Origin of the sequence: Roseivivax sp. THAF30 (genome assembly GCF_009363575.1) — a bacterium.
GTDB classification, from domain to species: domain Bacteria; phylum Pseudomonadota; class Alphaproteobacteria; order Rhodobacterales; family Rhodobacteraceae; genus Roseivivax; species Roseivivax halotolerans.
Map to the genome: position 1 here is coordinate 260,641 of NZ_CP045389.1, position 18,526 is coordinate 279,166.

The following is an 18,526-nucleotide window of genomic DNA, read 5'->3' on the forward strand; positions in this document are numbered from 1 at the left end:
GGGCTGTGCCGACTTCAGAAGCCGAGGCCCTCGTACTTCTTCTTGAAGCGCGACACGCGGCCGCCCTGGTCCATCAGGCGCGAGGAGCCGCCGGTCCAGGCCGGGTGCACGGTCGGGTCGATGTCGAGGGTCAGCGTATCGCCCTCTGCGCCCCAGACGGTGCGGGTGTCAAAGGTCGTCCCGTCGGTCATCTTGACGGTCACGACGTGATATTCGGGATGAAGGTTCTTTTTCATGTCGAGGATCCTTGCACCGGCTTCTTGCCGTCGCCCTTGAGCACCTTGTAGTTGACGTCTTCCGCGATACGGGCCGACTTGCCGCGGCGCGAGCGCAGGTAGTACAGCTTCGCGCGGCGAACACGGCCACGGCGCACGACCTCGATATGCTCGATATTGGTCGAGTAGAGCGGGAAGATCCGCTCGACGCCTTCGCCGAAGGAAATCTTGCGAACGGTGAACGAGCCTGCGACCCCGTGGCCGTTCTTGCGGCTGATGCAGACGCCTTCGAAGTTCTGCACGCGGGTGCGGGTGCCCTCGGTCACCTTGTAGCCGACGCGAATGGTGTCGCCAGCTTTGAAATCGGGAATCGTCTTCCCGAGCGAGGCGATCTGTTCCGCCTCGAGTTCTGCGATCAGGTCCATTGACCTTACTCCTATGTCGCTTGCGGTTTTTTCCGCAAAGGTGATTGCCGCCTCAGAGCTCTTGGTCTTCGTCCGGGTCCCTATTCTGCGCTCGCAGATAAGCCCGCCAGAGATCAGGTCGTCTTTCCTTGGTCAGCCTTTCGGCCTGCACCCGCTGCCAGTCGGTGATCTTCGCGTGATGTCCCGAAAGAAGAATCTCGGGGATCGCGCGACCGTTCCAGACGGCGGGCTTCGTATACTGCGGGTGCTCCAATAATCCGTGCGAGAAGGATTCCTCCTCGACGGATTCCTGATTCCCGAGCACGCGCGGTATAAGCCTGACGCTCGCATCGATCAAGGCCTGCGCGGCAATCTCTCCGCCGGTGAGCACGAAGTCCCCGAGGCTGACTTCCTCGATCTCGTAGGCGTCGATCACGCGCTGGTCGAGTCCTTCGAAACGCCCGCAAATCAGCGTCATGCCCGGCCCTTCCGCAAGCGCCCGAGCACGGGCCTGCGTGAACGGTTTCCCGCGCGGCGAGAGGTAGAGGAGCGGCGCGCCCGGAAGCCGGGACTGCGCCGCGTCGAGCGCCGAGGCCATCACGTCCGGTCGCAGCACCATCCCCGCGCCCCCGCCCGCAGGCGTGTCATCGACGTTGCGGTGTTTGCCGTCGCCGAATTCCCGCAGCGGCACGGTTTCGAGCTGCCACAGCCCGTCCTTCAATGCGCGGCCCGTGAGGGACAGGCCCAACGTGCCGGGAAAGGCTTCGGGAAAAAGCGTGACGACCTGCGCGGTCCAGACGCCTTTCAGCCGCTTCTCGGCCATGAGGTCGCGCGGCTGGAGCGAGGCCTGGATGGATTTGCGGCCGAGTGAGCGCATCTTGGCTGTCCTTGGAGCGGGTTCAGCCGCGTCCCATACCCGCTTGGCCCCCTCTTGGCAAAGGGCCAGGTTCAGACCGGATCGAAATAATCCTGCGGCTGCGGTGTGCCGATCAGGACGCCCGCCTGAATGTCCCAGGCTCGGCGTGGTCGCGCGACGTCGCCCGAATAACAATCGAACGCGCCTTCGGGGAAGGGCCAGTCTTCTGCGAGCGCGCCGAGTTCGGCTTTTAGCGCCGGCCCCGCATCGACGACCGCGTTTGCCGGATCGAGTCCGATCGTCTTGTTCCTGTATCCGCCCTCGTTCCAGCGCCGGATGGCATGACGCGCGCCTCGAAGGAACAGGGTGTCGCCCGTGGCTTCGGCGTCGGTCAGGAGCCTCTCACGCCCAAGGCGCGCGAAGAACAGTGCAACACTCGCCCGGCTGAGCGTCGGTTGCTCGAGACACCAGAGCGCCGCAGCCCGCAATCCTGGATCTCGAAGATCTCCCTCCGCGATGACCCGGTGCCAGAGGTCCGCGTCCGGCGCGGTCATCAACATGAGGCTCGTTTTCAGGTCCCAGGGCCGCGCCGCGCTATCTGCCAGGTCGAGCGTGGCGCGGTAGGCGTCGCGCGCCTCCTCGAAGGCCTCGCGCCGCTCTGCCAGCGCCGAGATCTGGTCGCGGATGTCCGTGGCGAGCGCCGGATTGCGGAAGGATTGCGCGAGCTTTCCCGCGGCCACGGCATCGGCGAGGGCAAGCGTTTCGAGAACGTGCAGCTCCCGGAGCTGCGTCTCGCTCAACGCCTCGGCGCTGTCGGCCTCCCAAAGATCGACAACCTGCCCGACGATCCGCGACAGCGCGAAATCCATGCTGTCGGGCTCTGCCGGCCCGAACGGCTTGTTATCGGGGCAGTGACGCCGCACCAGCCGCGCCGCCACGCGGGCGCGAAGCTCTTCGGTGTCGGGTATGTCGATGGGCGGCGTATGATGCGCCGCGGTTGTCAGCAGACTGCCCTCGTCCCGTAGGCCTGCCTGTTCTTCTTTATCTCGTGTCCGCCGCGTGGCGTGAACAGCAACGAAAGCGAGGAAGATCGCCAGCGACGACACGCCGAACGGTCCGATCATCCCGAGGACGGGACCTTGCACAAAGCCCGGTACGGCAAGTGCCGCCAAGGCAGGTGCCAGAGCAACCGCTGAAAAGATCAATCGTTGCGACATCGTCCCCCTCAGGCCCGATATGTCGAAAAACATATCAACCAAAAGGGGCGGAAACGTGGCGACGATGTGGCGCAGCCGCGAATTCCCTAGTCGAAAATCCCAGCAGGCGGATCGGCGATCAACCGGCCCGCGGCGAGATCGACCGTTGGCACAGCTTCGCGAGTGAAGGGAAGGAGCGCTGTCTGCGACGATCCCGGCGGCGCGATCTCCAGAAGGTCGGTCGCGCCGTGGTTCAGAACCGCCTTCACATGACCGAGCGACACGCCACCGGTATCCATGACTTCGAGCCCGATGAGATCGGCATGGTAGAACTCGTCATCGGGAAGCTGCGGCAAGCGCTCGCGCGGGGCGTAGAGCCGAACGCTCTTGAGCGCATCGGCGTCTTCCTTGCTGCGAACGCCAGACAGCCGCGCGGCAAAGCCTTGCTTGACCGGCCGCGTGAGCTGGACGTCGAAGCTCTGCGAGCCGTCCTCGCTTTCAAGCGGGCCATAATCGGCGATGGCTTCCGGATCGGCGGTGAAGCTCTTCAAGCGCACTTCACCGTGGACGCCGAAGGCGCCGCCGATCATGCCCACGCAAATCCTGTCGCTCACGCTTTGCCTCGTCTCAGCCTTGCTCTCGCGTCTCAATAGCGCGGGCGCGGGCGGAGGTGCAATCGCAGCGAACGATCAGAAGCCGAGTTGGAAGGTCCGGGTCAGGCCGACGCGCGCGCCCCAATCGTCCTCGCGACCGTTCTCGACGATCGGGCTGTCGGCCGCGTCGTTCATGTAGCGGTCCCAGGTCACGGCCGTCTCGACGCCCCAGACATCGTTGATCTGGTAGGTCGCGCCGAATTCCATGCCTGCAGAGACCAGCCCGCCATCGGCGTCATAGGCCGGGTTGAGCACGCTCGCCTCGGAGGAGGACACGCCGAAGTAAGTGTCCGTGTACTCGGAATTGCCGAACAGAACCCGGGGACCGGCGGTCAGGGTCAGTTGATCGCTGGGACGGAAGATCGCATCGGCGCCCGCTTCGGCGACAACGCCGGTATGCCCGCCGAAGCCCTGGCGCACATCTGCGAAGGCCGCGAAATTGCGCGTCGTGTAACCGACGCCAAGGCCAAGCTCGACCGCCGCGTCGATATCGTCGAGCCCGGTCAGCGCATCGTATTCGCTCGCATCGCGCATCCCGATGTAATTGAACGAGCCGCGCAGCCCGAAGCCGAGCTTTTCTGTCCGGGGATCCGGATCGCCGAATTGCAGCGGGCCGATATTGACCGAATTGAAGCCGAAGCCGAGATCGGGCTTCACCTCGTATTCCTCAGCGCCGAAATAGGCCGGGCCGGATGCCACGCCGCCGCGCAGAGTAAAGCTCAGCGCCGGATCGGAGGATTGCGCGGCGAGAGGCGCGGCAAGAAGGGTCGCGGTGAGGGTCGTCGAGGCGAGAAGCAGGCGGGTCATGTAGGCTCCGGATGCGTCGGATGTGGCGTGTTTGACCAAGCCTTATCCCGTCGCGCGCGACATTGCCAGTTTCCGCCGATCCCGTCTGTGTGATGCGCGAAAAGTCGCGACAAAAAAAGCGCGCGGACGGGGCCCGCGCGCTCTTCGTTTCGGGCCGGGCCCGGATTTACTCTTCTGCAGAGGCTTCCTCGGCAGGAGCTTCCGCGGCCGCGGCCTTCTCGGCGCGGGCTGCGGCGCGTTCCTGCGCGGCCTTGCCGGGCGTGCCTTTCTTGGGGTTCGAGCGTTCCTTCTTCTCGACTTCGCCAGCCGCTTCGAGGAAGCGGGAGACACGGTCCGTGGTGACGGCGCCATGCTCGATCCAGTGCTTGGCGCGCTCGACATCCATGATCACGCGGCGCTCGTCGCCCTTGGGCAGAAGCGGGTTATAGGTGCCGATCTTCTCGATGAAGCGGCCGTCGCGCGGCATACGGCTGTCGGCGACGACGATCGAGTAGTGGGGGCGCTTCTTGGAGCCGCCGCGGGCGAGACGAATTTTGAGAGCCATGGTTTATCTCCTTTGGGCTGTCTTTGATCGGGCCGGTCGCACCGGCCTCAGGATTGGTGCTTTCGGTGGTGCTGGATGACTTCCTGAATGATGAAATTCAGAAAGTTCTTGGCGAATTCGGGATCTAGGTCCGCGTCATGCGCCAAGGTTTCGAGCCGCGCGATCTGTTTTTCTTCCCGCGCGGGATCGGAGGGGGGCAGGCCGTGGCGTGCTTTCAGGACGCCGACGGACTGGGTGTGCTTGAACCGCTCTGCAAGCGTGAAGACGAGGATCGCGTCGAGACGGTCGATCGACTCGCGGTGATGCTTGAGAAGCTCGGCCGCCTGGGCCGCGTCTGTGGCGGATGTGTCAGTCAATGGCCCAGCCTTTCGGTTTGAAGAGAGGGTCGATGTAGTTCTGGATCTCCATCTCGATCCCGTGGGCGAGCTGCGAGCCTTTGAGGGCCGCCGGTTCGGGATGGCGGTAGCAGACATCATGTCCGTCGACGCTGGAGGCCGAATGGTCCTTCTTCGCGCCGAGCCGCTCGCAGAGGCGGATGGAATCGAGATCCTTGGGGTCGAGGTAGGACACCGCGCCATCCCAGCCGCGATCCTCGTAGAGATGCCGGCGCACGCGTGCCGTTGCCTCGAGCGCGTAACCGCGGCCCGCGCGGTCCGACCAGATGATCCAGGCGATCTCGCGCTCTGGCCATTTCGCGGGCTGCCAGCCCCCGGCCATGCCCACGGTCTCGCCGGTCTCGCGCAGGTGGACCATCCACATCCCGAAGCCGCGGATCTGCCAATGGCCGATCTCTGCGGCATAGAGCATCCAGGTCTCATACGGATTGAGCGGCCCGCCCATGAAGCGCGAGCGGTACGAGGCGAAGGTCGCCTTGAAGTCCGGGTAATCCTGCGGCTCGGGCGCCCGCAATTCCAGACGGTGGGTGGAGAGGACGGGAATGTCGGTCATGCCGCGCCCTCCTGCTCGAGACGTGCGCGGTCGAAGCGGAAGGCCCGTTCATCCGCGTAGCGGGTCGGAATGGTCTCGTCGGCCACGCCGCCGAGTGCTTCGGCGATCCTGGCAGAGCGCGCGTTGCTTTTGTGCACGATGGCAGAGAGCGCCGGCAGGGCAAGAGCCCGGAACGCATGATCGCGCACGGCGAGACCGGCCTCGCGCGCATAGCCCTGTCCTTCGGCCTCGGGCGTCCAGAGCGTCCAGGTCAGCTCGGGCAGTGCGCCATCGGCCATTTGCATGAGCCCGGCGTGACCGAAACCCTCGTCCTCGCCGCGCAGGCAGATCGCGAAACGGCCGAAACCGCGCATCTGCCAGTGTCCGATCATCGAGCAGAAGCGGTTGAACGCATCGACCCGGGAAATCGGCCCGCCGACGAACTCCGCGCGCGGCCCGGTATAATAGCCCGCATAGGCTTCGAAATCGCCGGCGCGGAGCGGGCGCAGGACCAGCCGGTCGGTATGGAGAAAGACGCGCTCGGTCATGCCGCGTCCTCTTGCAGGGCGGGGTGGCGATAGACCCGGGCGAGCTTGCCGCGCAGCATGATATCGTCCTCGCGCACCGCACCGAGACGGATCGCGAGGCGCTGGGAGCGCTCGTTCTCGGGCGCGATAAAGCTCGGCAGTTCGGTCAGCCCGAGATGGGTCGCGGCCGCCTTGCGCGCGGTTTCGACGGCCTCAAAGGCGAGCCCCTTGCCTTCGTGCTCCGCCGTGATGCCGTAGCCGAGTTCGGGCTCGGGCCAATCGACCGGGTGAAAGATTCCGGCAAAGCCGATGAACGTGTCGGAACCCGCCAGGGTGACATGCCAGATGCCGTGACCTCTGAGCTGCCATTGGCCGGCATTGGTAAAGATCGCGCGGCCCGCATCGTGCCGCTCAAGCGGCCCCCCATTCCACGCGCTGCGCGGATCGCGGAAATAGGCGGCCATTTCGCCCAGATCCTCAAGACGCGGCTCTCGCAGGGTCACACGCTCGGTATGAATGACAGGAACGTTCATGCCGCCACCGCCTCGGGGCCGGGATGTCGCCAGAGCTCGTCCTCGCCCATGTTCTCGTTGTGGTAGGTCCGCTCGTAGACCGCGCCGAGCCGCGTTGCGAGACGCTTGGAGCGGTCATTGTCGGGAAGGATGTTCGACGTAAGCGTGGTGAAACCGAGCTCGTCGTAGGCCCAGCGACGCGCGCGGCATGCTGCCTCGAAGGCCATGCCCCGGCCTTCATAGCCGTCGAAAACCACCCAGCCGAGTTCCGGCTCGGGCCAGGTCTCGGGGAACCAGATGCCGGAAATGCCTGCGGGCGCGGCTGTCTCGCGATCCTCGATCACGAAATAGCCGTAGCCGTGCCAATGCCAGTGGCCGACATTCATCGCGAACCAGCGCCAGGCCTCGCCGCGCTTGGCGATGTGGCCGAATCCAGCGCTGCGTGCGGGGTCCATAAGGAAGGCCATGACCGCCTCGGCGTCGGATTTCTCCGGGCCGCGCAGGATCAGGCGCTCGGTCTCGAGGCGGGGTGCCGTGGTTAGGCTCATGCGTAAGCCTCCGCACCGCCATCGGTGTCTGGAAGGTGCCGGTAGACGATGGTGTCTTCGGGTGTCTCGCCATCCGGCAAGGCAGCGTCTGCGTCATGGGTCGCGCCGAGGCGTTTCGCGAGCGAGATGGAGCGGGCATTCGCCGGATCGATATAAGAGACGAGGGTCTCGAAGCCCTGATCCCACGCCCAGAGGCTCGCAGCCAGCGCGGCCTCGAATGCGTAGCCCTTGCCCTCTGCCTCGGCGAGGACGGTCCAGCCCAGCTCGACTTCCGGGAAATGCGGCGGCTTCAGAATTCCGACCTGCCCGACGAAGTCGCCATCCTGGGTCTCGATGCCCCAGGCACCGTGGCCCATCAGCTCCCATATCGCGACTTCGGACGCGAGCCAGCGCCAGGCCGCAACGCGCGGCACGGGGCCGCCCATATGCACAGCCCGGTCCGTCCCGAACAGATCGCAGAGCTGCTCTAGGTCGGCCAGGGTGTGGCCGCGCAGGCGCAGGCGCGCCGTGGATATGACCGGGGCCGCCGTCACTTACTTCTTCTTGCCGAAGCCCGACATACCCGGTGGCAGACTGCTGCCGCCCATACCGGGAAAGCCGCCCTTGCCGCCCATCGCCTTCGCGGCCGCTTCGAGCTGCTTGGGATCCATCTTGGACGGGTCCATGCCCTCGGGCATGCCGCCGCCCTTGCCGAACATGCCGGACATGGCTTGTTTGAGCATGCCGCCTTTGCCCATCTTGCCCATCTTCTTCATCATGTCGCCCATCTGGCGCTGCATCTTCAGAAGCTTGTTGAGGTCAGAGACTTCGAGGCCCGACCCTGCCGCGATGCGCTTTTTCCGGGACGCCTGGAGGAGCGCGGGATTGGCGCGTTCCTTCTTTGTCATGGAGTTGATGAGCGCGATCTGCTGGCGCAGGATCGAATCGTCCATGCCGCTCTCGTCGAGCTGCTTGGCCATCTTCGCGGCACCCGGCATCATCTGGAGCATCGCGCCCATGCCGCCCATCTTCTGCATCTGTTCGAGCTGCATCTTGAGGTCGTTCATGTTGAACTGACCCTTTTGAAAGCGCTTCATCATGCGCTCGGCCTGCTCGGCCTCGAGCGTTTGCTGCGCCTTCTCGACGAGCGCGACGATATCGCCCATGCCGAGGATGCGGCCCGCGACGCGCTCGGGCTCGAAGGTTTCGAGCGCGTCCATCTTCTCGCCAAGGCCGACGAACTTGATCGGTTTGCCGGTCACGGCGCGCATCGAAAGCGCCGCACCGCCACGTCCGTCGCCGTCCATCCGCGTCAGCACCACGCCCGAGATGCCGATGCGTTCGTCGAAATTCTCGGCGGTGTTGACGGCATCCTGGCCGGTCAGGCCGTCCACGACCAGCAGCGTCTCGCGCGGGTTGACCACGTCGCGGACCGCCTCGACCTGCGACATCAGCTCTTCGTCGATCGACAGGCGGCCGGCGGTGTCGAGCATATAGACGTCATAGCCGCCGAGGCTTGCCTGAGTCTTGGCGCGCTTGGCGATGGCGACGGGATCCTCGCCCTTGACGATGGGCAGCGTGTCGACCCCGATCTGCTTGCCCAGCACTTCAAGCTGTTCCATCGCCGCGGGGCGCTGGACGTCGAGCGACGCCATCAAGACTCTCTTGCGATCGCGCTCGGAGAGGCGCTTGGCAAGCTTCGCGGTGGTGGTTGTCTTGCCGCCGCCCTGCAGGCCGACCATCAGGATCGGCGCGGGCGGCGTGCCGATACGCAGCTCTCCGGACTCCTCGCTGTCCCCCGCGAGCACCTGGATCAGCTCGTCGTGGACGATCTTGACGACCTGCTGGCCGGGTGTCACCGATTTCGTCACTGCCGCGCCGGTGGCCTTCTTCTCTACCGACTTGATGAAGTTGCGCGCCACCGGCAACGAGACGTCGGCTTCCAGAAGCGCCACGCGCACCTCGCGCAGCGCCGTCTTGACGTCCTCCTCGCTGAGCGCGCCCTGCTTTGTCAGCCGGTCGAAGACGCCGCCCAGGCGATCTGACAGGTTCTCGAACATGGGCAGATGCCCCCTTGTCTTCCGTTGATCCTCTGTCCCCGAACTTGGGGGCAGAGGCGCGCGCACGCAAACCGCTTCGAGGCTCAAACCAGTAGCGCCCCCGTGGGCGCAACGCGCTGACGGAGGGCGATCCCGGGCCGAGCCCATGGGACCGGAAGCTATGGCACTTCCGGAAGTTGTCGTGGCGCTTACGCGCGCGGGCCTCACGAGTCAAGCGGGGCGGGGTCCGAGGCGACGGGCTCACGCGAATGCGCCTTGCAAAATTGCACCTTATGACGAACTTTCCGCGAAAACTGTGAAACCACGCACAAAACACGGAGCCCGCGCCAATGGAAAACTGGGACGAGGTCCGCACGGCCTTTCAGGTTGCGCGCATGGGGACGGTGTCGGGCGCGGCGGATGCGCTCGGCGTGCACCATGCGACGGTGATCCGGCATATCGACGCGCTCGAAGGCCGGCTTGGCGTGAAGCTGTTCCAACGGCACGCGCGCGGGTACACGCCGACCGAGGCCGGTCAGGATCTGTTGCGCGTCGCACAATCGACCGATGAGCAATTCCAGCAGCTCTCGAGCCGGATCAAGGGGCAGGGCTCCGAAGTGTCGGGCGAACTCGTGGTGACTTCGCTCATCAATTTCTCACCGCTTCTCGTGCCGGCCATCGCGTCCTTCCAGACCGCCCATCCCGAAGTGACGGTGCGCTACCTGACCGATGATCGGGTCTTCCGGCTCGAATACGGCGAAGCGCATGTCGCATTGCGCGCCGGGCCGAAGCCCGACGAGCCGGACAATGTCGTGCAATCGTTCATGAAGGCGTATGTCGCGCTTTATGCCTCGCAATCCTATGTCGAGACGCACGGGCGGCCCACGACGTCCGAAGAGCTGCTCGAGCACCGTTTCGTCGGCCCGGACAATATCGACAACCGCGCTCCCTTTTTCCGGTGGATGAAAGAGAACATCCCGCGCGAGCGGGTCGTGTTCCGCGCTGGCGATAGCCGCGTGATCGAGCGCGCGGTGATGGATGGCGTCGGCATCGGTTTCGTCGCCGAGCGGGTCGCCGAGGTGGATGAGAACCTCGTGGAGATCATGCCCTCGCTCGAGGATTGGGTTTCGGATACCTGGCTCGTCACCCATGTGGACCTGCACCGCACCGCGAAGGTCCAAGCCTTCCTGAAGCACCTCAAGGCTTACGTCGCCGAGCGCGGCCTCGCCTGAGGCAGCTCATTCGCCCAGGCTGGCGTCTTCGCGGATGAGTTCGGTTTCGAGAAACCGCTCGAAAGCGTCGAGGTTGATTGGCTCGATCTGACCGAAGCTCTGCATCCAGATCGCTGCCTCTCGCAATGCGCCGGGTTCGAGCTGGCACCATTTCACCCGCCCGCGCTTCTCCTGCGTGATAAGACCGGCGCCCGCGAGGATCGCCAGGTGCTTGGAGATCGCGGCCAGCGACATCTCGAACGGCTCGGCGACATCGGTCACGGCCATGTCGTCTTCGAGCAGCATCGCAAGGATGCGGCGTCGGGTCGGATCGGCGAGTGCCGCGAAGACGAGGTCGAGATCATGCGCCATGACCCGGCACATGGGCGCGAAACGCAGGCCCGGTCAAGCGGCTGCCGCGCCATAGTCAACTTGCCGGTTGAATATGGCTTTCGGGCCGCATTGCACGCTCGAAGGCGCTTGAAGGTCCTGAGCCACAGCGCCGAGCTCTCATGGAGTATAATGAAATCAATTACTTACGCGCGCCAAGCCTGCGGCGGCCTGCCGCTTGACTCGGAGCCGGGCGGCGCATAGCACCTTGCCAAACTCCGAACGGGGCTCGCAGACGTGGAAGACCACGACAGACAGCGGCGGATGGCGGCGCTCGACGCCAAGATCGCGGCGATGAAAGCGGCCAAAGAGCCGCCCAAGCGCCACCAGGAGGAGCATTACAGCCAGGCTCATCTCGCCTGGCGCATGGTTATCGAGCTGGTCGCGGGACTCGGGATCGGCTTCGGCATCGGATACGGGATCGACGCGGCGCTCGGGACGCGCCCCTTGTTTCTGGTGCTCTTCACATTGCTGGGTTTCGCGGCGGGCGTGAACGTGATGATCCGCTCGGCGCGCGAGATCCAGGACCAACGTCTGGCCGAAGCGGCCGAAGAGAACGAGAGGGACGAGCATGGCGACTGAAGCCAATGGTGCAGAAGAAGGCGGCCTGGTCTTCCACCCGATGGATCAGTTCATCGTCTCCCCGCTGTTCGGGGACGGCGCGGTGAACATGTTCACGATCACCAACGTAACGCTGTGGATGGCGATCACCGTTCTGTCGGTGATCGGCCTTCTGGTTGTCGGCACGAGCCGCCGCGCCATCGTGCCCTCGCGCGCCCAGTCGATCGCGGAGCTCGCCTACGGCTTCATCTACAAGATGGTCGAGGACGTGACCGGCAAGGAAGGCGTGAAGTACTTCCCCTACATCATGACGCTGTTCATGTTCATCGTGCTGGCGAACTTCCTCGGGCTCATCCCGATGGCCTTCACCACCACCTCGCATATCGCCGTAACCGCAGTGCTCGCGATGGCGGTGTTCCTCACGGTGACGGTCCTTGGCTTCGTCATCAACGGCGCGTCGTTCCTGTCGCTGTTCTGGGTAAGCTCGGCCCCATTGGCGCTGCGGCCGGTTCTCGCGATCATCGAGATCATCTCGTATTTCGTCCGCCCCGTCAGCCACTCCATCCGTCTTGCCGGCAACATGATGGCCGGTCACGCGGTGATCAAAGTCTTCGCGGGCTTCGCGGCCATCGCGGCGATTTCGCCGCTGTCGATCTTGGCCATCACGGCGATGTATGGCCTCGAAGTGCTGGTGTCCTTCATTCAGGCGTATGTCTTCACGATCCTGACCTGCGTCTACCTCAAGGACGCGCTTCATCCGCATCACTGATGCTGCGGCGGGGCTTGACCCGTCCGGCGCTAATTCACGCAATTCCATCGTAAGGAGAAAGATCATGGAAGGCGATATCGTTCAAATGGGTGCATTCATCGGTGCCGGTCTCGCATGCATGGGCATGGGCGGCTCGGCCATCGGTGTGGGCAACGTCGCTGGCAACTACCTTGCCGGCGCTCTGCGCAACCCCTCCGCCGCAGCGTCGCAGACCGCGACCCTCTTCATCGGCATCGCATTCGCAGAAGCGCTGGGCATCTTCTCGTTCCTCGTCGCTCTGCTGCTGATGTTCGCCGTCTAAGACACGGGCCTAACAATCCTTACGCGACGGGCGGGACCGGACCCTTTCCGGCCCGCCCGCTGATTGATTGAGAAGCCTGACGGAGGGCGCAATGGCGACCGAAACAACTGCCGCAGCCGGCGAAGGGCTTGCAACCAGCCCCGAGACCGCGCCGGGCATGCCGCAGCTCGATTTCTCGACCTTCGGCAATCAGATTTTCTGGCTGATCGTCACGCTTGTCGTGATCTATTTCATCCTGTCGCGCATCGCGCTGCCGCGCATCGCGGCTGTCCTCGCTGAGCGTCAGGGGACGATCACCAACGACCTCGCCAAGGCGGAAGACCTGAAGAAACAGGCAGCCGAGGCGGAAGAGGCCTATGAGAAGGCTCTCGCCGACGCACGCGCCGAGGCGCAGAAGATCGCGGATCAGACCCGCGAGGAGATCAAAGGACAGGTCGCTGAGGCGCAAGCCAAGGCCGACGCCGAGATCGCCGCCAAGACGGCTGAATCGACGAAGCAGATCGAAGAGATCCGCGCGTCGGCACTGTCGAATGTCGAAGCCGTCGCCAAGGACACCGCCGCCGCTCTCGTGGCTGCGCTGGGCGTCTCGGCGAACCAGGGCGAAATCGACAAGGCTGTCGACGACCGGATCAAGGGGTGAGCGCGATGAAGAAACTGCTGACACTCACCGCAACCGCCAGCGTGATCGCGACTCCCTCCTTCGCGGCGGGTGACGTGTTCTTCTCGCTGTCGAACACAGACTTCGTGGTGCTTCTGGCATTCCTCGTGTTCCTTGGCGTGCTCGTCTACTTCAAAGTGCCGGGCATGTTGGGCAAAATGCTCGACGACCGGGCTTCCGGCATCCAGTCCGAGCTCGACGAAGCCCGCGGTATCCGCGAGGAAGCGCAGAGCCTTCTGGCCAGCTACGAGCGCAAGCAGCGCGAAGTGCAGGAACAGGCCGATCGCATCGTCGCAAAGGCGCGCGAAGACGCGAAGGCCAATGCGGAACAAGCGAAAGAAGACCTGCAACGCTCCATCGAGCGCCGCATCGCTGCTGCTGAAGACCAGATCGCCTCGGCGGAAAGCCAGGCCGTCAAGGAAGTCCGCGACCGCGCCATCGTCGTGGCCACTGCCGCTGCACGGGAAGTGGTGGCGAAAGAACTTGGCGCGAAGGACAAGGCCAAGCTCGTCGATCAGTCCATCGACACGGTCGGTGCGAAGCTACACTGAGGCATTTGAAGGCAACCAACTAGAAAGACCCGGAGCGTCTGCTCCGGGTCTTTTTGTTTGTGTCAGGCGGTGAGCTTGCGGAGAAACGCAAATCCTTCAACGCGGCATCGGCGTTGCGTGCTTGTTATAGGCCGACCAGTCTTCGACATGGGGATAGAACTGTTTGCGCCAAGCACGGACGCGGGGGTTCATCACGCGTCGCCAGACCGGCGGCACCATCGCCGCCATCGTCATTACCGGATAGCCGTAGGGCAGCTGCGGGGCCTCGTCCTCGTCGTAATTCTGAAGAAGCGGGAAGCGGCGGTCGGGTTTGTAATGGTGGTCCGAATGGCGTTGCAGGTTGATGAGCAGCCAGTTCGACGCCTTCTGTGCTGCATTCCAGGAATGGCGCGGCTTCACATGCTCGTATTTGCCGTCGCCCAGGTGTTCACGCGTGAGCCCGTAATGCTCCACGTAATTCACAAGCTCGAGCTGCCAGATCGCCACGCCGGCCTGCAGCAGGAAGAGGCCAAGACCGGTCCATCCCCCGAGACCGACAGCGAGAAGAAGGAACCCTGCCTGCAGCCCCCAATACTGCCAGAAGGGATTGCGGTGGTGTGTCCAGGGTAGGCCCTTCCGTGCGAGCATCGCGCGCTCGGCCTCGAAGGCCGATGTGAGCGATTGCCAGAGAACGCGCGGATAGAAACGGTGAAACCCCTCGTTGTAACGCGCAGTCACCGGATCGCGGGGCGTACCCACGTAGCGGTGATGGACGTGCAGATGCTCGGATCGGAAATGCGAGTAGAGCACCGATGCCAGGAGGATGTCGCCCAAGAGGCGCTCCCACTTGTTCTTCTGATGCATCAGCTCATGCGAGTAGTTGATCCCGATCGTGCCCGACACGACGCCCATGCCGAAGAAGATCCAGATCTTCTCTGCGGTGCCGAGATGGCTCGCATCGGGCACATAGGCGAGCAGCGCCACCAAGGTCGCAAGCTGGACGGGCAGCCAGACCAGCGTGACGAGGCGATACCAGAACAGCTGGTTTTCTTCCGTCTCGGGATCCGCATTGTCGATATTCACGCCGAGCGCTGCATCGAGCGCGGAGAACAAATACCACGTCATCAGCGGGGTCAGTGCGATCCACCAGCCGCCCAGCATGACGCCGAGCCACAGCACCGGAATGAGCGCAAGTGACATCCAGAAGGGCAGGGCCGCCGAGAGGCGCGAGACCTTGTCTGGCGAAAGGAACGGACGTTGCGACAGAGAACCGTCAGCCATTTGAGACCTTTGACCTTGCTCGATTTTGCCCGGCAGGATACGCGCCCCGCCCTGTCTCGCAAGAGGTCAGATCAGCGCGGGCGGGCGAGATCGAAAGCCTTTCGCATGAGCGTCGGCAAATCGGCCGGACGGAACTCTTCGGCCGCAACGAATGCGCCGCGTTCCGGCGCGCGATCCATCGGCACGAGCGCGGTCTTGAGCGTCAGGCGCAGGTGGAAATGAGTGAAGGTGTGCCGCGCTTCCTCGGGCAGCGTCTTCCATTCGGCGCGGATCGGCGGTGCCTCGGCCGGGGCCGGCTCGCTCGTGTCGACCCAATCGGTGCCAGGCCAGCCCAGCATTCCGCCGAGAAGTCCGGTTTCGGGCCGGGTCTCCAGAAGCCACGCCCCATCAACCCGGCGGACAAGGTACGCAGTTCCCTGGCGTATGGGCTTGCGCTTTTTCGGCGCCTTTTTCGGCAGCTCGGCTTGCGTGCCCGCCGCCCATGCCGCGCAGGCGGGCCGCCAGGGGCAAAGCCCGCAGGCCGGATTGCGCGGCGTGCAGATCGTCGCGCCAAGATCCATCACCGCCTGCGCGTAATCGCCCGGCCGGTCGGTCGGTGTCAGCGCCTCGGCATGTTCGGTCAGGATCTTCTTCGATTGCGGCAGCGGCATGTGTTCGTCATGAAGCCGCGCCATCACGCGCTCGACATTGCCGTCCACGACCGTTTCGGGGCGGTCGAAGGCGATCGCGGCGACGGCGGAGGCCGTGTAGGGCCCGATCCCCGGCAGCGCCATCAGCCCGGCATGGGTATCGGGAAAGACGCCGCCGTGCTCTTCCGCCACCGCCCGCGCGCATTTGAGAAGGTTCCGCGCCCGTGCGTAGTAGCCAAGCCCCGCCCACGCCGCCATGACCTCTGCATCCTCTGCCGCGGCAAGGTCGGTCACGCGCGGCCAGCGCTCGGTGAAGGCGAGGAAGTAGGATTTCACCGCCGCGACCGTGGTCTGCTGCAGCATCACCTCTGACAGCCAGACGCGATAGGGATCAGGCCGCACACCGTCCGCCCGTGCTTTCGGACCGACACGCCACGGCATCTGCCGGGCATGGCGGTCATACCAGGAGAGCAGCGCGTCGGGGTCGGCGGTCTCACGCACGGATCACACTCCTCTGATCGCGGGGCTGTCGCGCGGGGTGGTGCTCGCGCTGCGGCTGACTAGTATATGCGCTAGAAGGAGAGTCCAACCATGGCGCGACATCAGGGCAGCACGCGCGGCTTTCAACAAACCGCGAGCCTCCTCAAGAGCCGGATCCGCAAGGCATCCGAGACGCGCGGCTTCGCGCAATCGCGCCTCCTGACCCATTGGGAGGAGATCGCAGGCCCCGATACCGCCCGCATCGCCCGACCCGTCGAGGTCAGCTATTCGCGGGGCGGCATGGGGGCGACGCTGGTTCTGCTGACGACCGGTGCGAACGCGCCGCAACTCGAGATGCAGAAAGAGCGGATCCGCGCCCGCGTGAATCAGGTCTACGGCTATAACGCGATCCAGAAGATCCGCGTGACGCAGACCGCGCCGACAGGGTTCGCCGAAGGGCAGGTGGCCTTCACACCCGCACCGAAGGCCGCACCCGCGGAGCCAACTCCCGAGGTGCGGCAGGCAGCGCGGCGAACCGCCGAGGATGTCGGCGATGACGGGCTCAGGGTTGCGCTTGAAACGCTGGCAACCAACGTTCTATCCCGAAACAGACATTCGGACTGAAGATCCGGCAGGCAAAAGGTGATGACAATGACACGCATAATTTCCGCGACCGCACTCGCAGCGGTGCTGGGCGCAGGCGGCTTCTGGGCGATCGAGCGACTCGGTGCGCCGGACACGGCCGAGTTCGAACTGCCTGGCGCAGCGCAGGCGCAGGACAATGCAGATGCCGGCGAGAGCGCGGAGGCCGAAGGCACGGAGACCGAAGCCGCTCAGGCCGATGGCGGCGTTCAGGAGATGACCCTCGGAGCCGAGGATGCGGCGGTCGAGGTGATCGAATACGCGTCCTACACCTGCCCGCATTGCGCGACCTTCCACCAGAACGTCTTCGACCGCATCAAGGAGAATTACGTCGATACGGGCGATGTGAAATTCACCTATCGCGAGGTCTATTTCGACAAGTACGGCATGTGGGCGTCGCTCGTGGCACGGTGTGGCGGCAACCAGGAGCGTTTCTTCGGCATCACGGACATGATCTACGAGCAGCAATCCGAATGGGTTCGCGCAGGCTCCGATGCGGCGGTCGCGGATGAGCTGCGCCGGATTGGCCGGGTCGCGGGCCTGGACGGGGACCAGCTGGAAAGCTGCCTGACCGATGGCGACAAGCTGCGGACCCTCGTGGAATGGTACCGCACGAACGCGACCGAGGACGGGATCGAATCGACGCCGTCCTTCGTGATCGACGGCGAGCTTCATTCGAACATGAACTATGACGACTTCGCCGCGCTTCTCGATGAGAAGATCGCCGAAGCGGAATGAGCGTATCGGCACCGCGTGGGCCGCTCGAGGGCCTGAAGGTCGTCGAACTGGCGCGCATCCTGGCCGGCCCCTGGGCCGGTCAGACACTTGCCGATCTCGGCGCGGAGGTCATCAAGGTCGAGGCCGCTGCGGGCGATGATACGCGCCAGTGGGGGCCGCCCTTCATCGATCGCGACGACGAGCGGTCGGCGGCCTATTTCCATTCCTGCAATCGGGGCAAACGCTCGGTCGTGATCGACCTGCGCGACCCGTCGGGGCAGGCGGCGTTGCGCGATCTCGTGGCCGATGCGGATATCCTGATCGAGAACTTCAAGGTCGGCGGGCTCGCGAAATATGGCGCGGATTACGAGAGCCTCTCGGCGCTCAATCCGCGGCTCATCTATTGCTCGATCACCGGCTTCGGACAGGATGGGCCTTACGCGCATCGTGCAGGCTACGATTACATCATCCAGGGCATGTCGGGTCTGATGTCGATCACCGGCGATCCGGAAGGGCAGCCGCAGCGCGCGGGCGTGGCGGTCACCGACCTTTTCACCGGGCTTTATTCGGTCATCGGAATCCTCTCGGCGGTGGAGCAGCGCCACCGCACTGGGCGGGGCCAGCATCTTGACATGGCGCTTCTTGATTGCGCGGTGGCGGCAACGGCGAACCAGGCGCTGAACTATCTCGCCACCGGTACCCCGCCGGGCCGGACGGGCAACTACCACCCGAACCTGACGCCCTATCAGGTCTTCGACGTCTCTGACGGGCATATCATCATCGCGACGGGGAACGACGCGCAGTACCGAAGGCTCTGCGGGCTTCTGGGCGTCGCGGAGTTGGCGGAAGATCCTAGCTTCCTCACCAATGCCGACCGCATCGCCAATCGCGAGGAACTGACGCGGCGGCTGACCGAGGCGAGCCTGCGCTTCACCAAGGCGGAGCTTCTTGCCGCCTGCGAGGCGGAAGGCGTTCCCGCCGGGCCGATCAACAATATGGCCGAGGTGATGGCCGATCCGCAGATCGTCGCGCGGGGGATGCAGATCGCGCCCGAAGGCCTGCCGGGCGTGCGCGCGCCCTTCCGGTTCTCGGATGCGGAGCTGGTGTTGGATCGCGCGGCGCCGAAGCTCGGACAGGAGAGCTGATCGGC

Annotated in this window: 26 protein-coding genes; 9 read left to right on the forward strand and 17 right to left on the reverse strand. The window is 64.6% G+C overall.

Features of this window, described 5'->3' with window-relative positions:
- Nucleotides 1-14: 14 nt before the first annotated feature.
- The 14 genes from rpmE to ffh all read right to left on the reverse strand — a co-directional run bounded on the left by rpmE (nucleotide 15) and on the right by ffh (nucleotide 9,228).
- On the reverse strand, nucleotides 15-236 hold the full coding sequence (gene rpmE / locus FIU91_RS01120) for a 50S ribosomal protein L31 (protein ID WP_093012192.1): 222 nt from the start codon (nucleotides 234-236) through the stop codon (nucleotides 15-17).
- Nucleotides 233-640, reverse strand: coding sequence for a 50S ribosomal protein L19 (rplS, locus tag FIU91_RS01125; protein ID WP_093012195.1), 408 nt, complete (start codon nucleotides 638-640; stop codon nucleotides 233-235). The genes rpmE and rplS overlap by 4 nt, the downstream gene beginning before the upstream one ends.
- A 52-nt stretch (nucleotides 641-692) precedes the next feature.
- Nucleotides 693-1,496 (reverse strand): tRNA (guanosine(37)-N1)-methyltransferase TrmD, encoded by an 804-nt coding sequence (gene trmD / locus FIU91_RS01130; RefSeq protein WP_152461093.1) that lies wholly within the window; start codon nucleotides 1,494-1,496, stop codon nucleotides 693-695.
- 71 nt (nucleotides 1,497-1,567) lie between these two features.
- On the reverse strand, nucleotides 1,568-2,599 hold the full coding sequence (locus tag FIU91_RS01135) for a hypothetical protein (protein WP_172974888.1): 1,032 nt from the start codon (nucleotides 2,597-2,599) through the stop codon (nucleotides 1,568-1,570).
- Nucleotides 2,600-2,778: 179 nt separating this feature from the next.
- Nucleotides 2,779-3,285 (reverse strand): ribosome maturation factor RimM, encoded by a 507-nt coding sequence (gene rimM, locus FIU91_RS01140; RefSeq protein ID WP_152461095.1) that lies wholly within the window; start codon nucleotides 3,283-3,285, stop codon nucleotides 2,779-2,781.
- A gap of 75 nt (nucleotides 3,286-3,360) precedes the next feature.
- Nucleotides 3,361-4,131: a MipA/OmpV family protein gene (locus FIU91_RS01145; RefSeq protein WP_152461096.1), complete on the reverse strand. Its 771-nt coding sequence runs from the start codon at nucleotides 4,129-4,131 to the stop codon at nucleotides 3,361-3,363.
- 166 nt (nucleotides 4,132-4,297) lie between these two features.
- Nucleotides 4,298-4,675 carry a 30S ribosomal protein S16 gene (rpsP, locus tag FIU91_RS01150; RefSeq protein WP_093012210.1) on the reverse strand — a complete coding sequence of 126 codons (378 nt, stop codon included), beginning with the start codon at nucleotides 4,673-4,675 and terminating at the stop codon, nucleotides 4,298-4,300.
- 47 nt (nucleotides 4,676-4,722) lie between these two features.
- The gene (locus FIU91_RS01155) at nucleotides 4,723-5,031 is read right to left on the reverse strand and encodes a chorismate mutase (RefSeq protein WP_254702012.1); all 309 of its coding nucleotides are present in this window, start codon (nucleotides 5,029-5,031) and stop codon (nucleotides 4,723-4,725) included.
- Nucleotides 5,024-5,623 (reverse strand): GNAT family N-acetyltransferase, encoded by a 600-nt coding sequence (locus tag FIU91_RS19595; protein WP_152461098.1) that lies wholly within the window; start codon nucleotides 5,621-5,623, stop codon nucleotides 5,024-5,026. The genes FIU91_RS01155 and FIU91_RS19595 overlap by 8 nt, the downstream gene beginning before the upstream one ends.
- Nucleotides 5,620-6,150, reverse strand: coding sequence for a GNAT family N-acetyltransferase (locus FIU91_RS01165; RefSeq protein ID WP_093012219.1), 531 nt, complete (start codon nucleotides 6,148-6,150; stop codon nucleotides 5,620-5,622). Before FIU91_RS01165 ends, FIU91_RS19595 begins: the two co-directional genes overlap by 4 nt.
- Nucleotides 6,147-6,662, reverse strand: coding sequence for a GNAT family N-acetyltransferase (locus FIU91_RS01170; protein ID WP_152461099.1), 516 nt, complete (start codon nucleotides 6,660-6,662; stop codon nucleotides 6,147-6,149). Before FIU91_RS01170 ends, FIU91_RS01165 begins: the two co-directional genes overlap by 4 nt.
- Nucleotides 6,659-7,189, reverse strand: a complete 531-nt coding sequence (locus tag FIU91_RS01175) for a GNAT family N-acetyltransferase (protein WP_152461100.1) — start codon at nucleotides 7,187-7,189, stop codon at nucleotides 6,659-6,661. The genes FIU91_RS01170 and FIU91_RS01175 overlap by 4 nt, the downstream gene beginning before the upstream one ends.
- Nucleotides 7,186-7,722: a GNAT family N-acetyltransferase gene (locus FIU91_RS01180; RefSeq protein ID WP_152461101.1), complete on the reverse strand. Its 537-nt coding sequence runs from the start codon at nucleotides 7,720-7,722 to the stop codon at nucleotides 7,186-7,188. The genes FIU91_RS01175 and FIU91_RS01180 overlap by 4 nt, the downstream gene beginning before the upstream one ends.
- On the reverse strand, nucleotides 7,723-9,228 hold the full coding sequence (gene ffh / locus FIU91_RS01185; protein WP_152461102.1) for a signal recognition particle protein: 1,506 nt from the start codon (nucleotides 9,226-9,228) through the stop codon (nucleotides 7,723-7,725).
- 329 nt (nucleotides 9,229-9,557) lie between these two features.
- On the opposite strand from ffh, the gene FIU91_RS01190 reads away from it, so the two are divergent.
- Nucleotides 9,558-10,439: a LysR family transcriptional regulator gene (locus FIU91_RS01190; protein WP_093012233.1), complete on the forward strand. Its 882-nt coding sequence runs from the start codon at nucleotides 9,558-9,560 to the stop codon at nucleotides 10,437-10,439.
- Nucleotides 10,440-10,445: 6 nt separating this feature from the next.
- On the opposite strand, the gene FIU91_RS01195 is transcribed toward FIU91_RS01190, so the two are convergent.
- Nucleotides 10,446-10,790, reverse strand: a complete 345-nt coding sequence (locus tag FIU91_RS01195) for a metalloregulator ArsR/SmtB family transcription factor (protein ID WP_093012236.1) — start codon at nucleotides 10,788-10,790, stop codon at nucleotides 10,446-10,448.
- A 255-nt stretch (nucleotides 10,791-11,045) separates the two neighbouring features.
- Between FIU91_RS01195 and FIU91_RS01200 the strand changes: the two genes are divergently transcribed.
- From FIU91_RS01200 to FIU91_RS01220, 5 genes are all read left to right on the forward strand, one after another.
- Entirely contained in the window at nucleotides 11,046-11,390 is a 345-nt protein-coding gene (locus FIU91_RS01200) for an AtpZ/AtpI family protein (protein ID WP_093012239.1), read from the forward strand.
- Nucleotides 11,380-12,138 carry a F0F1 ATP synthase subunit A gene (locus FIU91_RS01205; protein ID WP_152461103.1) on the forward strand — a complete coding sequence of 253 codons (759 nt, stop codon included), beginning with the start codon at nucleotides 11,380-11,382 and terminating at the stop codon, nucleotides 12,136-12,138. Before FIU91_RS01200 ends, FIU91_RS01205 begins: the two co-directional genes overlap by 11 nt.
- 64 nt (nucleotides 12,139-12,202) lie before the next feature.
- Nucleotides 12,203-12,439, forward strand: a complete 237-nt coding sequence (locus FIU91_RS01210) for a F0F1 ATP synthase subunit C (protein ID WP_093012245.1) — start codon at nucleotides 12,203-12,205, stop codon at nucleotides 12,437-12,439.
- Between the two features lie 91 nt (nucleotides 12,440-12,530).
- On the forward strand, nucleotides 12,531-13,079 hold the full coding sequence (locus FIU91_RS01215; protein WP_093012248.1) for a F0F1 ATP synthase subunit B': 549 nt from the start codon (nucleotides 12,531-12,533) through the stop codon (nucleotides 13,077-13,079).
- Nucleotides 13,080-13,084: 5 nt separating this feature from the next.
- Nucleotides 13,085-13,648 carry a F0F1 ATP synthase subunit B gene (locus tag FIU91_RS01220; protein ID WP_093012379.1) on the forward strand — a complete coding sequence of 188 codons (564 nt, stop codon included), beginning with the start codon at nucleotides 13,085-13,087 and terminating at the stop codon, nucleotides 13,646-13,648.
- Nucleotides 13,649-13,744: 96 nt separating this feature from the next.
- Here FIU91_RS01220 and FIU91_RS01225 read toward each other — a convergent pair whose 3' ends face one another.
- Nucleotides 13,745-14,908: an alkane 1-monooxygenase gene (locus FIU91_RS01225; RefSeq protein WP_152461104.1), complete on the reverse strand. Its 1,164-nt coding sequence runs from the start codon at nucleotides 14,906-14,908 to the stop codon at nucleotides 13,745-13,747.
- A 71-nt stretch (nucleotides 14,909-14,979) separates the two neighbouring features.
- On the reverse strand, nucleotides 14,980-16,038 hold the full coding sequence (gene mutY / locus FIU91_RS01230; protein WP_152461105.1) for an A/G-specific adenine glycosylase: 1,059 nt from the start codon (nucleotides 16,036-16,038) through the stop codon (nucleotides 14,980-14,982).
- 90 nt (nucleotides 16,039-16,128) lie between these two features.
- Between mutY and FIU91_RS01235 the strand changes: the two genes are divergently transcribed.
- The 3 genes from FIU91_RS01235 to FIU91_RS01245 are packed head-to-tail and all read left to right on the forward strand — an operon-like array spanning nucleotide 16,129 to nucleotide 18,521.
- Complete coding sequence (locus FIU91_RS01235) at nucleotides 16,129-16,641, forward strand: DUF721 domain-containing protein (protein WP_093012258.1); 513 nt, start codon at nucleotides 16,129-16,131, stop codon at nucleotides 16,639-16,641.
- 27 nt (nucleotides 16,642-16,668) lie between these two features.
- Nucleotides 16,669-17,397, forward strand: coding sequence for a DsbA family protein (locus FIU91_RS01240; protein WP_152461106.1), 729 nt, complete (start codon nucleotides 16,669-16,671; stop codon nucleotides 17,395-17,397).
- Nucleotides 17,394-18,521 carry a CaiB/BaiF CoA-transferase family protein gene (locus tag FIU91_RS01245; protein WP_152461107.1) on the forward strand — a complete coding sequence of 376 codons (1,128 nt, stop codon included), beginning with the start codon at nucleotides 17,394-17,396 and terminating at the stop codon, nucleotides 18,519-18,521. The genes FIU91_RS01240 and FIU91_RS01245 overlap by 4 nt, the downstream gene beginning before the upstream one ends.
- The last annotated feature ends 5 nt before the right edge of the window (nucleotides 18,522-18,526 follow it).

What these genes read in the sequence shown, in the direction of transcription:
- rpmE (WP_093012192.1), bottom strand. Translation starts at nt 236, where the DNA reads ATGAAAAAGAACCTTCATCCCGAATATCACGTCGTGACCGTCAAGATG.
- rplS (WP_093012195.1), bottom strand. Translation starts at nt 640, where the DNA reads ATGGACCTGATCGCAGAACTCGAGGCGGAACAGATCGCCTCGCTCGGG.
- trmD (WP_152461093.1), bottom strand. Translation starts at nt 1,496, where the DNA reads ATGCGCTCACTCGGCCGCAAATCCATCCAGGCCTCGCTCCAGCCGCGC.
- FIU91_RS01135 (WP_172974888.1), bottom strand. Translation starts at nt 2,599, where the DNA reads ATGATCGGACCGTTCGGCGTGTCGTCGCTGGCGATCTTCCTCGCTTTC.
- FIU91_RS01145 (WP_152461096.1), bottom strand. Translation starts at nt 4,131, where the DNA reads ATGACCCGCCTGCTTCTCGCCTCGACGACCCTCACCGCGACCCTTCTT.
- rpsP (WP_093012210.1), bottom strand. Translation starts at nt 4,675, where the DNA reads ATGGCTCTCAAAATTCGTCTCGCCCGCGGCGGCTCCAAGAAGCGCCCC.
- FIU91_RS19595 (WP_152461098.1), bottom strand. Translation starts at nt 5,623, where the DNA reads ATGACCGACATTCCCGTCCTCTCCACCCACCGTCTGGAATTGCGGGCG.
- FIU91_RS01165 (WP_093012219.1), bottom strand. Translation starts at nt 6,150, where the DNA reads ATGACCGAGCGCGTCTTTCTCCATACCGACCGGCTGGTCCTGCGCCCG.
- FIU91_RS01170 (WP_152461099.1), bottom strand. Translation starts at nt 6,662, where the DNA reads ATGAACGTTCCTGTCATTCATACCGAGCGTGTGACCCTGCGAGAGCCG.
- FIU91_RS01175 (WP_152461100.1), bottom strand. Translation starts at nt 7,189, where the DNA reads ATGAGCCTAACCACGGCACCCCGCCTCGAGACCGAGCGCCTGATCCTG.
- ffh (WP_152461102.1), bottom strand. Translation starts at nt 9,228, where the DNA reads ATGTTCGAGAACCTGTCAGATCGCCTGGGCGGCGTCTTCGACCGGCTG.
- FIU91_RS01190 (WP_093012233.1), top strand. Translation starts at nt 9,558, where the DNA reads ATGGAAAACTGGGACGAGGTCCGCACGGCCTTTCAGGTTGCGCGCATG.
- FIU91_RS01195 (WP_093012236.1), bottom strand. Translation starts at nt 10,790, where the DNA reads ATGGCGCATGATCTCGACCTCGTCTTCGCGGCACTCGCCGATCCGACC.
- FIU91_RS01205 (WP_152461103.1), top strand. Translation starts at nt 11,380, where the DNA reads ATGGCGACTGAAGCCAATGGTGCAGAAGAAGGCGGCCTGGTCTTCCAC.
- FIU91_RS01210 (WP_093012245.1), top strand. Translation starts at nt 12,203, where the DNA reads ATGGAAGGCGATATCGTTCAAATGGGTGCATTCATCGGTGCCGGTCTC.
- FIU91_RS01215 (WP_093012248.1), top strand. Translation starts at nt 12,531, where the DNA reads ATGGCGACCGAAACAACTGCCGCAGCCGGCGAAGGGCTTGCAACCAGC.
- FIU91_RS01220 (WP_093012379.1), top strand. Translation starts at nt 13,085, where the DNA reads ATGAAGAAACTGCTGACACTCACCGCAACCGCCAGCGTGATCGCGACT.
- FIU91_RS01225 (WP_152461104.1), bottom strand. Translation starts at nt 14,908, where the DNA reads ATGGCTGACGGTTCTCTGTCGCAACGTCCGTTCCTTTCGCCAGACAAG.
- FIU91_RS01235 (WP_093012258.1), top strand. Translation starts at nt 16,129, where the DNA reads ATGGCGCGACATCAGGGCAGCACGCGCGGCTTTCAACAAACCGCGAGC.
- FIU91_RS01240 (WP_152461106.1), top strand. Translation starts at nt 16,669, where the DNA reads ATGACACGCATAATTTCCGCGACCGCACTCGCAGCGGTGCTGGGCGCA.
- FIU91_RS01245 (WP_152461107.1), top strand. Translation starts at nt 17,394, where the DNA reads ATGAGCGTATCGGCACCGCGTGGGCCGCTCGAGGGCCTGAAGGTCGTC.